We start from the raw sequence: 13408 nt of genomic DNA on the forward strand, positions 1-13408 counted from the left end.
ATGGACCTCGAACTCCCCGAACTGCCCTTCCCGCTGCGCACCTACGGACCCGACGGCCACTGGTCCCACGAGGACGGTGTGCTCACCGGATGGGCCGGGCCCCGGCAGGACCGCTTCGTCCCGCCGACCGGCGAGAACCTGGACTCCGCCTCGGACGCGCCCCGGCTGCTCGGGGCGCCCGAGGGGGACTTCCAGCTGATCGCCCGGGTCACCGTCGGTTTCGCGGGAGCCTTCGACGCGGGGGTCCTCTACGTCCATGTCGGTGAACGGGCCTGGGCGAAGCTCTGCCTGGAGTACTCCCCGGACGTGCCCACCGTCTGCACGGTGGTCACCCGGGGACACTCCGACGACGCCAACTCCTTCACCGTGGAAGGCAGTTCGGTGTGGCTGCGGGTGAGCCGCACCGGGCGGGCCTTCGCCTTCCACGCCTCCCGGGACGGCGAGCGGTGGACCTTCGTCCGGCTGTTCACCCTCGGCGAGGAGAAGGAGACCTCCGCCGCCCTGGTCGGTTTCCTGGCCCAGTCGCCGCTCGGCGAGGGCTGCGTCGTCACCTACGACCACCTGGAGTTCCGGCCCACCTGGCCCGACGACCTCCGAGACGGAAGCTGAGCAGCCCGGGTCACCGCCGGCCGTCCCGGAGGCGTTCCGGACCCGCTCTCCGGGGCCGTCCGGTCCGCCGCACCGGACCGACCCCGAGCGCCTGCCGGACCCGGTTCGGCCGGATGGGAATGAACCCCGCCGCTTGAACGTTCATGCAGTTTTGCGGAGGGAGTCTCCGTATACGTCCGAGCGGGAGAGAGCCGAGAGAACATGCGCGTCGAGATCTGGAGCGACATCGCCTGCCCCTGGTGCTACGTGGGCAAGGCCCGCTTCGAGAAGGCGCTCGCGGCCTTCCCGCACCACGACGAGGTCGAGGTCGTGCACCGCTCCTTCGAGCTGGACCCCGGCCGAGCCAAGGACGACACCGGACCGGTCGTCCCCATGCTCGCCAAGAAGTACGGCATGAGCGAGGCGCAGGCCCAGGCCGCCGAGGACAACGTGGGCGCCCAGGCCAACGCGGAGGGCCTCGCCTACCGCACCCGCGGCCGGGACCACGGCAGCACCTTCGACATGCACCGCCTGCTGCACTTCGCCAAGGAGCAGGGCCGCCAGGGCGAACTGGTGCAGGCCCTGTACGAGGCGAACTTCGCCGAGGAGGAGTCCGTCTTCGGCGACCACGAGCGGCTCGTCCGGCTGGCCGCCGCCGTCGGCCTCGACGCGGCCGCCGCCCGCGCGGTGCTCACCGACCCCGACGCGTACGCCGACGAGGTCCGCGCCGACGAGCGCGAGGCCGCCGAGCTGGGCGCGACCGGCGTGCCGTTCTTCGTCATCGACCGCAAGTACGGCGTCTCCGGCGCCCAGCCCGCCGACCTGTTCGCCCAGGCCCTCACCCAGGCGTGGGGCGAGCGCTCCCCGCTCACCCTGATCGACCAGGGCGCCGGCGACACCTGCGGCCCCGACGGGTGCGCCGTGCCGCAGCCGTAAAGCCGCAGGTCGGAGCGGACGTATAAGGGCTGCTTAGCGAAACCACGTAATAAATCGCAATGGACGGGGAGTACCGGGCGGCGCAGAGTGGTCCCATGGAGACCTTCGAGAGCCTCGTCCAGGCCGAGTTCGCCCCGGAGACCGTCTACCTCAACACCGCGAGCAACGGCCTGCTGCCGGCCCGCACCGTCGCCGCCGTCGAGCGGGCCGCGCGGCTGCGGGCCGAGGGCCGGCCGCTCGGCTCCCTCTACGAGGACGTGGAGGCCGCCCGCGCCTCCTTCGCCCGGCTGGCGGGCGTGCCGGTCCGGCGGGTGGCGACCGGGGGCTCGGTCGCCGAGTACGGCGGGCTGATCGCCGCCTCGCTGCCCGCCGGAGCCGAAGTCCTCACCGCCGAGGCCGACTTCTCCTCCCTGGTCAACCCCTTCCACATGCGCGGCGACCTCAAGGTGCGGGCCGTCCCGCTGGAGCGGCTCGCCGAGTCCGTCCGCCCCGGCACCGCGCTCGTCGCGGTCAGCGTCGTCCAGTCCGCCGACGGCCGCCTCGCCGACCTGACCGCGGTGCGCGAGGCGGCCCGCGCGCACGGCGCCCGGACCTATCTCGACGCCTCCCAGTCGGCGGGCTGGCTCCCCATGGAGTGCGGCCCCGACGACTTCCTCGCCTCCGTCGGCTTCAAGTGGCTCCTGGGCCCGCACGGCGGCGCCTTCTTCGTCGCCCCCGAGGACTTCGGCGGACTCACCCCGCTGCTGGCCGGCTGGGTCGCCGGCGAGATCCCCTGGGAGAGCTGCTACGGCCCGGTCGCGGAACTCGCCCACTCCGCACGGCGGTTCGACGTGAGCCCCGCCCTCTTCACCTACGCGGGACTGCGCGCCTCCCTGGCCCTGATCGAGGAACTCGGCGTGGAGGCCGTACACGCCCACGACCTCGCCCTCGCCGACCGCTTCCGCGCCGGACTCGCCCGCCTCGGCCACGAACCCCTCCCGGCCCCCGGCTCGGCGACCGTCTCCGTGCCGGGGCTCGGCCACCGCCAGCCCGCACTGAGCGGGGCCGGCATCGAGGTCTCCGACCGGGCCGGCAACCTGCGCGCCGCGTTCCACTTGTACAACACCCCCACGGACGTCGACCGGTTGCTCGACGCCCTCTCGGCCTGAACCCCTGGCGCGGGCCCCGCCGGGACGCTAGGAAGGGAAGGAGGCCGCGGGTGACCGACCACGAGGACCTGCGCGAACTGCTGGCAGCCTGGGCCTTCGGGGTCCTGGAACCGGGCGGGACGGCGCGGGTGTCCGCACACCTGGCCGACTGCACGGGCTGCGCGGCCGAGGCACGGCGGCTGCGCGAGACGGTACGGCTGCTCGACGGACCGCCCCTCGCGGGACTGCCCGCCCGGCCCGCCGCCCGCGCTGTTCGCCCGCCGCCCGGCGCCGCCCCTCACCGCCGGGCACGCCGCGCCCTACGCCGCCGCGGTCCGGGGCCTGACGGTCCTGCTCGCCGAGGCCGACGGCCGCTGGGCCACCCCGGTGGTGCACGACTGGGACGTGCACGCCACCGTCGCCCATCTGCTCGCCGCCGACGAGGCGCTGGCCGGTCGGCTCGGCATCGCCGCGCGCGTGCCGGCGGGCGCGCCGCCCCGGGACACCGGCTGGGAGGACGTCTGGGACCGGCGCACCGCCGAGGTCATCGCCCACGAGTACGGCCGTGCGCCCGAGGAGACCCTCGCGTCCTGGTCGGCGCAGGCCGCCGCGCTGCTCGCCACGCCCGAGGCGCGGGACACCGAACGCGCCGCGCGGGCCGAGACGTTGATGGGGATGCGGCTGCCGGTCGCCGACCACTTCGTGGTGCGCGCCTTCGAGACCTGGATCCACACCGACGACATCGGTCGCGCCCTGGGACGCGCGGTCCCGCCGCCGCCCGAGGGGCACTTGGGGCGCATGGTCCGGCTGGCCGTCCGGGTCCTCGGCCTGGCGCTCGGGCGGGAGACGGCGCCGGTCCTGCTCTCGGTCACCGGCGTGGAGCAGTGGGTGCTGGGCTCCGCGGACGACCCGGTCCGGGCCGAACTCGCCCTGGACCCGGTCGACCTGTGCCTGCTCCTGGGCGGGCGGCGTACGCCGGAGGAGGTGCCGAGGCACACCACGGGCGACGCGGCCGCCGTACGGAACGTACTGGAGCGGGCCGCGTCGCTGGCGTGGCTGTGAGGTGCGCCGGGATCACTTCACCGGGGTGAAGTCCCTGGCCCCGATGAACGAGGGCCGCCGTACCGGAGCCGCGAACGGCTCGACCGCCTCGTTCTCCACGCTGTTGAACACGATGAAGACGTTGCTGCGGGGGAACGGCGTGATGTTGTCGCCGGAACCGTGCATGCAGTTGCAGTCGAACCAGGTCGCCGAACCGGCCCGCCCGGTGAACAGCCGGATGCCGTGCCGGCCGGCCATCTCGGTCAGCGCCTCGTCCGAGGGCGTGCCCGCGTCCTGCATCTGGAGCGACTTCTTGTAGTTGTCCTTCGGCGTGGCTCCCGCACAGCCGAGGAACGTCCGGTGCGAGCCCGGCATGATCATGAGCCCGCCGTTGGTGTCGTGGTTCTCGGTGAGCGCGATCGACACGGACACCGTCCGCATGTTCGGCAGACCGTCCTCGGCGTGCCAGGTCTCGAAGTCCGAGTGCCAGTAGAAGCCACTGGCCCCGAAGCCCGGCTTGACGTTGATCCGGGACTGGTGGACGTACACGTCCGAGCCGAGCAGCTGGCGAGCCCGCCCGACCACGCGCTCGTCACGCACCAGGGCCGCGAAGACCTCGCTGATCCGGTGCACCTCGAAGACCGAGCGGATCTCCTTGGACTGCGGCTCGATGATCGAGCGGTCGTCCGCCCGGATCTCCGGGTCGGTGACCAGCCGCTCCAGCTCCCGCCGGTAGACCGCCACCTCGTCGTCGGTGAGGAGTTCCTCCATCGCGAGGAAGCCGTCGCGTTCGTACGACTCCAGGTCCAGGGCGGTGATCGGGCCCGCCGCGCCGGGCGGGGACCACACCACGGGGTCCTTGCGAGAGGTCGACACCTCGGTGGCGCCGCGGCTGGGGTACAGATCAGTCATCGTCATGATGCCTCACACCTCCTCGGGTTCGGTGAGCAACGGGTAGACGCCGTTGTCGTCGTGGTCCTCCCGGCCGGTCACGGGCGGGTTGAAGACACAGATGCAGCGGAAGTCCTGCTTCACGCGCAGCGTGTGCCGCTCGTGGCCGTCCAGGAGGTACATGGTCCCGGGCGTGATCGTGTGGGTCAGCCCGGTCTCGTGATCGGTCAGTTCGGCCTCACCCTCGACACAGACGACCGCCTCGATGTGGTTCGCGTACCACATGGACGTCTCCGTACCCGCGTACAGAATCGTCTCGTGCAGGGAGAACCCGACCCGCTCCTTGGCGAGGACGATGCGTTTGCTCTCCCAGGTGCCGGATGCGGCCTTCACATGCCGGTCGGTGCCTTCGATCTCCTTGAACGAACGGACGATCACGGTATTGCACGCCTCCTGATCAGACGGTCTCTCGTACGGCGCGGGCGAGGACGCTGAGGCCCTCGTCCAGCTCTTCGGGGGTGATGGTCAGCGCGGGCAGCAGTTTCACGACCTCGCTCTCCGGGCCGGACGTCTCGATGAGCAGCCCGAGTTCGAAGGCGCGCTGCGCCACGCGCGCGGCACGGGCCTTCTCGTGGAACTCCAGGCCCCACACCAGACCGCGGCCGCGGTACTCCTTCACGTCGGCGAGGTTCTCCTCGGTGATGGAGATCAGCTCCTGCTCGACCTGCTCCCCGCGGGTGCGGGTCTGCTTCTCCATCGCCGAGCCGTCGGCCCAGTAGGTCTCCAGGGCGGCGGTGGCGGTGACGAAGGCCGGGTTGTTGCCGCGGAAGGTGCCGTTGTGCTCGCCCGGCTCCCAGATGTCCAGCTCCGGCATGAACAGGCAGAGCGACATGGGCAGTCCGTAGCCGCTGATGGACTTGGACACGGTGACGATGTCCGGGGTGACGCCCGCCTCCTCGAAGGAGAAGAAGGCGCCGGTGCGGCCGCAGCCCATCTGGATGTCGTCGACGATCAGCAGCATGTCCTGCCGCTTGCACAGCTCGGAGAGCGCGCGCAGCCACTCGGGGCGGGCCACGTTGATGCCGCCCTCGCCCTGCACGGTCTCCACGATCACCGCGGCGGGCTTGTTGAGCCCGGACCCCTGGTCCTCCAGCAGCCGCTCGAACCACAGGAAGTCCGGGACCTGGCCGTCGAAGTAGTTGTCGAACGGCATCGGCGTGCCGTGCACCAGCGGGATGCCGGCGCCGGCCCGCTTGAAGGCGTTGCCGGTCACCGCGAGCGAGCCCAGCGACATCCCGTGGAAGGCGTTGGTGAACGACACGATCGCCTCGCGCCCCTTCACCTTCCGCGCCAGTTTCAGCGCGGACTCCACGGCGTTGGTGCCCGTCGGGCCCGGGAACATGACCTTGTACGGCAGGTCACGCGGCCGCAGCACCAGGTCCTGGAAGGTCTGCAGGAAGCCGCGCTTGGCGGTGGTCGACATGTCGAGCCCGTGCGTGACGCCGTCCCGCTCCAGGTAGTCGATCAACGCCCGTTTCAGGACCGGGTTGTTGTGCCCGTAGTTCAGTGAGCCGGCCCCGGCGAAGAGGTCCAGGTACTCGTGGCCGTCCTCGTCGTACATACGGCTGCCCCGGGCCCGGTCGAAGACGGTGGGCCAGCTGCGGCAGTAGCTGCGCACCTCGGACTCCAGGGTCTGGAAGACGCTGAGGTCGGGCTGGGTGATGGTCACGGCGATTCGCTCCTCGATACGTGGGGTTCAGTGGGGGAGGGGACCGATGCGGTGGAGGACCTCGGGGTCGTGCGGCCCGTCGGGGAACTGGCCCGTGTCGAAGAGCACCTCGCGCTCCAGGGCGGCACCGTGCCGCTCGGCGAACGAGGCGAACAGCCGCTCGGAGGCGGTGTTGCCCGGTGAGACGGTGGTCTCGACATGCGTGACGCCGTACGCGTCGCCGACCCGCGCGACGAGCCCGTCGAGCAGCGCGGCGGCGATGCCGCGGCCGCGGTGGGCGTCGTCCACGGCCACCTGCCAGACGAGCAGGGTGTGCGGGCGGTCCGGGCGTACGTAGCCGGTGACGAAGCCGACCGGCTCCCCGTGCTCGTCACGGGCGACGGCCGAGGTTCCGGCGAAGTCCCGGCACCACAGCAGATAGCTGTAGGACGAGTTCAGGTCGAGGGCCTCGGAGTCCTTGGCGATGCGCCAGAGCGCGGCACCGTCGGAAACGTTCGGCCGGTCGATGTGCAGGTCTGCTTGTGCGGCAGTCATGCGAAATGAACTTACCGACGGAATTTGAAAAATGCATCGCCGCTCGGGGTTACGCGAGCGGCGGCACTGTGTTATCCGCGCGAGCGGCGGAACGTCCGTTTTTGGGCTGTATTTATGCCGCAAAACGGGCGCATTGTGTAACGCGTCACAACCGTGTAACGCATTCGATTCCCGCCCGAATTACTCCGGTTGGCGTTTACGGAATCGCTGTGTTTAGGGCGAGAAAAAGCGGGCAGAAGCAGATGGGAGGCTGCCGTCGGAATGGAATTCTTCCATTACATTGAATTCAGAATTCGGTAACCCTGTCGACGCCCTCGATGTCCACCGCCGCACCGGACTCCGTGAGCACGGCACCCAGGGCGGTCAGGCAGCGCCGTACCGTCTCCGGGTCGGCGCCGGTGCCGTAGTGGTTGACCCGGATCATCTCCTTGGCCAGCGCGCCGCCGCCCGCGGCCAGCGGCAGGGTCGGGTCCTCCGCCAGGGCCTTGGCGACCACCTCGGCCGCGACCACGCCCGCCGGGGTCCTGAGGGTCGTGGCGACCGGCGCCGCGTCCCGGGCCTCGTGCACGTAGGGCTCCAGACCCCCGCCCAGCGCCACCGCGCCCGCGCGCGTCGCCGCCGCCGCGGAGGCGTGCCGCGCCATCACCGTCTCCAGGCCCTCCGCCTCGATCCGCGCCACACAGGCGTCCAGCGCCTCCATCTCCAGCTGGGCCGGCGCGTGCAGCAGCGCGCGGCGACCGCCGTCGATCCAGCGCTCCTTCCAGTCCAGCAGGGAGAGGTAGGAGCGGCGCGGCGCCCGCGGGTTCGCCGCCATCCGGGTCCAGGCCCGCTCGCTCACCGACACCGCCGACACGCCCGCCGGTCCGCCCATCGCCTTCTGCGCGCCGATCACGCACAGGTCGACGCCCCAGGCGTCCGGCAGTACCGGCTCGGCGCCGATGGACGCGACCGCGTCCAGGTAGAACAGGGCGCCGTGGGCGCGCACGACCTCGCCGATCTCCGCCACTGGGTTGGTGTTGCCGGTCGCCGCCTCCGCGTGGACCAGGGAGACGAAGTCGATCTCCGGGTGCCCGGCGAACGCCTCGCGGATCTGCCCGGCCGTCACCGCGGTGTGGAACGGCACCGCGAGGTCGATCACCGTCGCCCCGCAGTCCCGCAGCCAGTCGCCGAAGGTCTGCCCGTAGGGGCCGGTGATCACGTTCAGCGCGGTCGTGCCGGGGCCCGCCGTGCCGCGGATCGCGCCCTCCAGGGGCAGCAGCGCCTCGCCCTGCATGATCACCACGTCCTGCGAGGTGCTCAGCAGCCGCGCCACCCGGTCCTCGATCGAGGCGAACCGGCTTGCGTCCATCGGGGCGAGGTCCAGGAAGGGGTGGGTCACGGCGGTGCTCTCTTCACTCACGAGGGTCGACCTGTCGAGAGTAGCCGCCACCCTTCCGCTCACCCTCACTCCCGACTTCTTAGGCCGAACGCCCCGACAGCCATGGGTTTGATTTGAGGAACCCAAACTTCTCCTTATAATCGGAACGCACAGTTCCCCCACAGGAGGCTCCCCCTTGAAGACGACCCTCGGGCGCCGGACCCGCATCCTGGCCGCCACCACCGCTACCGCAGGGCTGGTGCTCGTGGCCGGCTGCTCCTCGGACGACGACGGCGGCAGCGGCAGCAAGACCGCCGCCGGCGGTGTCGAGCTCGTCAAGGGCGGCCGGCTGACCACCTGCACCCACCTGCCCTACCCGCCCTTCCAGTCGGAGATCGACGGCGAGGTGCAGGGCTTCGACGTCTCCCTGGTCGACCTGGTCGCCGAGAACCTGGGTGTCGAGCAGGAGATCCTCGACACCCCGTTCGAGAACTTCAAGACCGGTGCCTTCCTCAACTCCGGCGAGTGCGACCTGGCCGCCGCCGGTATGACGATCACCGAGGAGCGCAAGAAGAACGTCGACTTCTCGGACCCCTACTTCGAGGCCACCCAGGCCGTGCTGGCCGACAAGGACAGCGGCATCACGTCCTTCGCCGACCTCAAGGGCGAGAAGGTCGGCGCCCAGGCGCAGACCACCGGCGAGGACTACGCCAAGAGCCAGGGCCTCGACCCGGTCTCCTTCGAGTCCTCCGACGCCGTCCTCAACGGTCTGCGCACCGGCCAGGTCGACGCCGTGGTCATCGACTACCCGGTCGTCCAGGGCTGGCTGAAGGACCAGGCCAACGCCGACGCCTTCGAGGTCGCCGAGCAGATCAACACCGGCGAGCAGTACGGGTTCACGGTGAAGAAGGGCAACACCGAGCTGCTCGCCGCCGTCAACAAGGCGCTCGCCGACGCCAAGGCCGACGGCACGTACCAGGAGATCTACGAGAAGTGGATCGGCCCGTACGACGAGTCCGCCGCCTCCCCGGCCGCGTCCTGACCCCATGACCGACACGGACGCACAGCTCCAGCCGAAGAAGAAGGGCCTGACCCGGCGCCAGAAACGGCGCCTGTCACGCGGGGCGCAGTACGTCGTCTTCGTCGCGGCCGTGGTCGCCTTCGCGGCCTCGGCCGACTGGGACCGGCTCCAGAACCAGTTCGCCCAGGCGGACATCGCCGAGCAGATGTTCCCGGACGTCATCACGCTGGCGCTGAAGAACACCGTGCTGTACACGCTGTCCGGCTTCGTCTTCGGCCTCGTGCTCGGCATGGTCATCGCGCTGATGCGGCTGTCCTCGGTGGGCCCCTACCGCTGGTTCGCCGGGGTCTACATCGAGATCTTCCGCGGACTGCCGGCCCTGCTGATCTTCATCTTCATCGGGGTGGCGGTCCCGCTGGCCTTCCCGGGCACGGAGATCCCCGGCGGCACCTACGGCAAGGTCGCGCTCGCGCTCGGTCTGGTGGCCGCCGCGTACATGGCCGAGACCATCCGCGCGGGCATCCAGGCGGTGCCCAAGGGGCAGATGGAGGCGGCCCGTTCGCTGGGCTTCTCGCCCGCCCGTGCCATGGTCTCCGTGATCATTCCGCAGGCGTTCCGCATCATCCTGCCGCCGCTGACCAACGAACTCGTCCTGCTCTTCAAGGACTCCTCGCTGGTGCTCTTCCTCGGCGTCACCCTGGAGGAGCGCGAACTGTCCAAGTACGGCCGCGACCTGGCCAGCACCACCGCCAACTCCACGCCGATCCTCGTCGCCGGCCTGTGCTACCTGCTGGTCACGATCCCGCTCGGCTTCGTCGTGCGCCGCATGGAGGCCAAGGCCCAGGAGGCCGTGAAGTGAGCCGTCCCGAGATCCACGTCCAGGGCCTGCACAAGTCCTTCGGCGACAACGAGGTGCTGCGCGGCATCGACCTGGAGATCCGGCAGGGCGAGGTGGTCTGTGTCATCGGCCCGTCCGGCTCCGGCAAGTCCACGCTGCTGCGCTGCGTGAACCTGCTGGAGGAACCCACCCGGGGGCAGGTCTTCGTCGGCGGCACCGAACTCACCGACCCCGACGTCGACATCGACGCCGTGCGCCGCCGGATCGGCATGGTCTTCCAGCAGTTCAACCTCTTCCCGCATCTGACGGTGACCGAGAACCTCACGCTGCCGCAGCGGCGGGTGCTCAAGCGCGGCAAGGCCGAGGCGGCGAAGGTGGCCGCCGAGAACCTGGAGCGGGTGGGGCTCGCGGAGAAGGCGGGTGCCTACCCGGCCTCCCTCTCCGGCGGCCAGCAGCAGCGGGTGGCCATCGCCCGGTCCCTGGCCATGGGCCCGGAGGTGATGCTCTTCGACGAGCCGACCTCCGCCCTGGACCCGGAACTGGTCGGCGACGTCCTCGCCGTCATGCGGATGCTGGCGGACGAGGGCATGACGATGATGGTCGTCACCCACGAGATGACCTTCGCCCGGGAGGTCGCCGACCGGGTCGTCTTCATGGACGGCGGACTGATCGTCGAGGACGGCACCCCCGACCAGGTCATCGGCAGCCCCCGCCACGAACGCACCCGCCACTTCCTGTCCCGGCTGCTGGACCCGGCGATGGCTGAGGTGGAAGAGGGGAACCCGGACCGGGTGGGCGGGTCCGAGCAGCCACTTGACTAGGGTGCGGGCATGAGCGATCACGCGGTGCTGCACGTGCGAGGCCGGATCCTGGTCGGTCCCGAGGACGTCCGGGACGAGCTGTGGGTCGTCGGCGGCCGGATCACCTACGGCCGCCCGGCCGGCGCCCGGGACGTCCGCACCGTCGACGGCTGGGCCCTGCCCGGCCTCGTCGACGCGCACTGCCACGTCGGGCTCGGCGCCCACGGTCCCGTGGACCGGGACGTCGCCGAGCAGCAGGCGCTGACCGACCGGGAGGCCGGCACCCTGCTCATCCGGGACGCCGGTTCCCCCTCCGACACCCGCTGGGTCGACGACCGCGAGGACCTCCCGAAGATCATCCGGGCCGGCCGGCACATCGCCCGCACCCGCCGTTACATCCGCGGCTACGCCCACGAGATCGAGCCCGCCGACCTCGTGGAGTACGTCGCCCAGGAGGCCCGCCGCGGCGACGGCTGGGTCAAGCTCGTCGGCGACTGGATCGACCGCGACCTCGGCGACCTGGCCCCCACCTGGCCCCGCGACGCGGTCGAGGCCGCCATCGCCGAGGCCCACCGGCTCGGCGCCCGGGTCACCGCGCACTGCTTCGCCGAGAACTCCCTGCGGGACCTGGTGGAGGCGGGCATCGACTGCATCGAGCACGCCACCGGCCTCACCGACGACCTGATCCCGCTGTTCGCCGAGCGGGGCGTCGCGATCGTGCCGACCCTGGTCAACATCGCGACCTTCCCGAAGCTCGCCAAGGGCGGCGAGGCCAAGTTCCCGCGCTGGTCGGAGCACATGCGCCGGCTCCACGAACGCCGCTACGACACCGTCCGGGGCGCCTACGACGCGGGCATCCCCGTCTTCGTCGGCACCGACGCGGGCGGCACCCTGCCGCACGGCCTGGTCGCCGCCGAGGTCGCGGAACTGGTCACCGCGGGGCTGCCCGCCCAGGACGCCCTCGCGGCGGCCACCTGGTCCGCCCGCGCCTGGCTCGGGCGCCCCGGCCTGGAGGAGGGCGCCCCGGCCGACCTGGTGGTCTACGGGACGGACCCCCGGGCCGACGTCCGGGTCCTCGCCGCGCCCCGCCGGATCGTGCTCGACGGACGCGTCGTGGGTTGACCGGGCGTGACCTGCCGGGCCGGCGGATCGTTTCGCACTCCGGCTCGCGGGACCCCGGCCGGGGCGGTGCGCCGGTGTGGCGGGAAACAGCGGGGGACGGAGGGAACACCCGTGCCGCTCGATTCGAAAGGGTTCACGGAAACACCACGTTGGAGTGAAGTGGCGCCGGAACGCCACCTGTTCACTCCGTGTGCGTAATTCTGTCCGGGTCCCAAGCAAGTCTCTCTGGGGGTCCCACACCTTGAACGGCCATCACTTCCGCATGCCCGCACGCCGTTTCGCCACCGTCGCGGCGGCCACCGCCCTCGCCGCCGGACCGGTGGCGCTGACCGGAGCGGGCTCCGCGCACGCCACCGACGACCAGGGCCGCGCGAGCGCCGTGGTCCTGCGCACCGGGCTCGACGTGTCCCTGCTCAACAAGACCGTGAACGTCCCGCTCGCGGTCTCCCTCAACGAGGTCGAGGCACCCGGGAGCGCCGAGAAGACCGCGCTCTCCGCCACCCTGGACGGCGTCGACGGCGGCCGGCCGTTCAACGTCCTGAGCGCCGACGTGGCCTCGGCGAAGGCGACTGTCACCGACACCGCGGCCGAGGGGTACACCAACCTCGCCCACGCCAGGATCCAGGTGCCGGGGCTGCCCCTGCTCTCCCTGATCGAACTGGAGGGCGTCACCTCCAAGGCGACCTGCGAGGCCGGCAAGGCCCCCGCGGCCACCTCCAACCTGCTCGGCGCCGTGACCGTCCTCGGCAAGAAGGTCACGCTCACGACCGGCGGCCCCACCGACGTCGAGGTCCCGGGCGTGGGCGAGGTCCGCCTGGACCTGTCGAAGACGGAGACCGGCACCCGCACGGCCGTCGCCACGGCCCTCGAACTGACCGTGTCCGTCAACCCGTTGAAGCTGAACGTGGCCGAGGTGACCGGTACGGTGACGCTGGCGAAGGCCACCTGCGAGACCCCGGCCGCCCCGGCCGCCGCCCCGAGCGAGGAGGAGCCGGAGATCCGGACCCAGGGCGGCCCCGTCGAGGAGGCGGGCCTCGCCGAGACCGGCGGCAGCTCGACGACCCCGTACATCGCGGGCGGCGCCCTGGCCCTGCTCCTCGCGGGCGGCGGAGCGGTGGCCCTGGCCCGCCGCGGCAAGAGCTGACGCCCCGGCCGACGCGCGGATGCCCTGGTGGGTGCGCGGGGCCGCCGACCCGCCCCGGCCCCTGCGGAACGCGGTGGTCCCGGGTCCGTCCCGGCGGGGCGGCACCGTACGGGGGTGCGGGTCTCGCTCCGGCCGGTGCCGCCGTTCGCGATGGTGCGGGCCCGGCCTCGTGGTTGCCGTGGCGCGGTGGTCCCGGTTCCGTGCCGGCGGGGCCTGCCGCGTACGGGGGTGCGGGTCTCGGTCCGGCCGGTGCCGCCGTTCGCGATGGTGCGGGCCCGTC

At 71.6% G+C, this 13408-nt stretch carries 14 protein-coding genes and 1 pseudogene; 10 read left to right on the forward strand and 5 right to left on the reverse strand.

Going from position 1 to position 13408, the window contains the following annotated elements; all coding sequences use genetic code 11:
• The 5 genes and pseudogenes from AB0E07_RS19340 (at position 1) to AB0E07_RS19360 (ending at position 3713) form a co-directional block, all read left to right on the forward strand.
• A complete protein-coding gene (locus tag AB0E07_RS19340; RefSeq protein ID WP_362253075.1) occupies positions 1-609 on the forward strand; it encodes a DUF1349 domain-containing protein in 609 nt (202 codons plus the stop codon).
• Positions 610-810: 201 nt separating this feature from the next.
• Positions 811-1524, forward strand: coding sequence for a DsbA family oxidoreductase (locus AB0E07_RS19345; RefSeq protein ID WP_362253078.1), 714 nt, complete (start codon positions 811-813; stop codon positions 1522-1524).
• Between the two features lie 95 nt (positions 1525-1619).
• On the forward strand, positions 1620-2672 hold the full coding sequence (locus tag AB0E07_RS19350) for an aminotransferase class V-fold PLP-dependent enzyme (RefSeq protein WP_362253081.1): 1053 nt from the start codon (positions 1620-1622) through the stop codon (positions 2670-2672).
• Positions 2673-2722: 50 nt separating this feature from the next.
• A pseudogene (locus tag AB0E07_RS19355) lies at positions 2723-2788 on the forward strand (hypothetical protein); the annotation flags it as partial.
• A gap of 214 nt (positions 2789-3002) precedes the next feature.
• Positions 3003-3713 carry a maleylpyruvate isomerase family mycothiol-dependent enzyme gene (locus tag AB0E07_RS19360; protein ID WP_362253327.1) on the forward strand — a complete coding sequence of 237 codons (711 nt, stop codon included), beginning with the start codon at positions 3003-3005 and terminating at the stop codon, positions 3711-3713.
• A gap of 12 nt (positions 3714-3725) precedes the next feature.
• On the opposite strand, the gene thpD is transcribed toward AB0E07_RS19360, so the two are convergent.
• The 5 genes from thpD to AB0E07_RS19385 all read right to left on the reverse strand — a co-directional run bounded on the left by thpD (position 3726) and on the right by AB0E07_RS19385 (position 8224).
• Complete coding sequence (thpD, locus tag AB0E07_RS19365) at positions 3726-4610, reverse strand: ectoine hydroxylase (RefSeq protein ID WP_362253084.1); 885 nt, start codon at positions 4608-4610, stop codon at positions 3726-3728.
• A gap of 6 nt (positions 4611-4616) precedes the next feature.
• Complete coding sequence (locus AB0E07_RS19370) at positions 4617-5021, reverse strand: ectoine synthase (RefSeq protein WP_362253086.1); 405 nt, start codon at positions 5019-5021, stop codon at positions 4617-4619.
• A gap of 19 nt (positions 5022-5040) precedes the next feature.
• Positions 5041-6312, reverse strand: coding sequence for a diaminobutyrate--2-oxoglutarate transaminase (gene ectB, locus AB0E07_RS19375; RefSeq protein ID WP_362253089.1), 1272 nt, complete (start codon positions 6310-6312; stop codon positions 5041-5043).
• 27 nt (positions 6313-6339) lie between these two features.
• Positions 6340-6846 (reverse strand): diaminobutyrate acetyltransferase, encoded by a 507-nt coding sequence (ectA, locus tag AB0E07_RS19380; protein ID WP_362253092.1) that lies wholly within the window; start codon positions 6844-6846, stop codon positions 6340-6342.
• Positions 6847-7132: 286 nt separating this feature from the next.
• Positions 7133-8224 (reverse strand): aminotransferase class V-fold PLP-dependent enzyme, encoded by a 1092-nt coding sequence (locus tag AB0E07_RS19385; RefSeq protein WP_362253330.1) that lies wholly within the window; start codon positions 8222-8224, stop codon positions 7133-7135.
• Positions 8225-8399: 175 nt separating this feature from the next.
• On the opposite strand from AB0E07_RS19385, the gene AB0E07_RS19390 reads away from it, so the two are divergent.
• From AB0E07_RS19390 to AB0E07_RS19410, 5 genes are all read left to right on the forward strand, one after another.
• The gene (locus AB0E07_RS19390; protein WP_362253095.1) at positions 8400-9245 is read left to right on the forward strand and encodes a basic amino acid ABC transporter substrate-binding protein; all 846 of its coding nucleotides are present in this window, start codon (positions 8400-8402) and stop codon (positions 9243-9245) included.
• Positions 9246-9249: 4 nt separating this feature from the next.
• Positions 9250-10083 carry an amino acid ABC transporter permease gene (locus tag AB0E07_RS19395; RefSeq protein WP_362253098.1) on the forward strand — a complete coding sequence of 278 codons (834 nt, stop codon included), beginning with the start codon at positions 9250-9252 and terminating at the stop codon, positions 10081-10083.
• On the forward strand, positions 10080-10883 hold the full coding sequence (locus AB0E07_RS19400) for an amino acid ABC transporter ATP-binding protein (protein WP_362253101.1): 804 nt from the start codon (positions 10080-10082) through the stop codon (positions 10881-10883). Before AB0E07_RS19395 ends, AB0E07_RS19400 begins: the two co-directional genes overlap by 4 nt.
• A gap of 9 nt (positions 10884-10892) precedes the next feature.
• Positions 10893-11984, forward strand: a complete 1092-nt coding sequence (locus AB0E07_RS19405) for an amidohydrolase family protein (RefSeq protein ID WP_362253104.1) — start codon at positions 10893-10895, stop codon at positions 11982-11984.
• Between the two features lie 241 nt (positions 11985-12225).
• Positions 12226-13128: an SCO1860 family LAETG-anchored protein gene (locus AB0E07_RS19410; RefSeq protein ID WP_362253106.1), complete on the forward strand. Its 903-nt coding sequence runs from the start codon at positions 12226-12228 to the stop codon at positions 13126-13128.
• Positions 13129-13408 lie beyond the last annotated feature (280 nt).

Source organism: Streptomyces sp. NPDC048002, assembly GCF_040653275.1.
Taxonomy (GTDB): Bacteria; Actinomycetota; Actinomycetes; order Streptomycetales; family Streptomycetaceae; genus Streptomyces.

Coding starts and splice junctions, on each gene's coding strand:
- AB0E07_RS19405 (WP_362253104.1), top strand. CDS start 10,893: ATGAGCGATCACGCGGTGCTGCACGTGCGAGGCCGGATCCTGGTCGGT.
- AB0E07_RS19345 (WP_362253078.1), top strand. CDS start 811: ATGCGCGTCGAGATCTGGAGCGACATCGCCTGCCCCTGGTGCTACGTG.
- AB0E07_RS19395 (WP_362253098.1), top strand. CDS start 9,250: ATGACCGACACGGACGCACAGCTCCAGCCGAAGAAGAAGGGCCTGACC.
- thpD (WP_362253084.1), bottom strand. CDS start 4,610: ATGACGATGACTGATCTGTACCCCAGCCGCGGCGCCACCGAGGTGTCG.
- ectA (WP_362253092.1), bottom strand. CDS start 6,846: ATGACTGCCGCACAAGCAGACCTGCACATCGACCGGCCGAACGTTTCC.
- AB0E07_RS19340 (WP_362253075.1), top strand. CDS start 1: ATGGACCTCGAACTCCCCGAACTGCCCTTCCCGCTGCGCACCTACGGA.
- AB0E07_RS19350 (WP_362253081.1), top strand. CDS start 1,620: ATGGAGACCTTCGAGAGCCTCGTCCAGGCCGAGTTCGCCCCGGAGACC.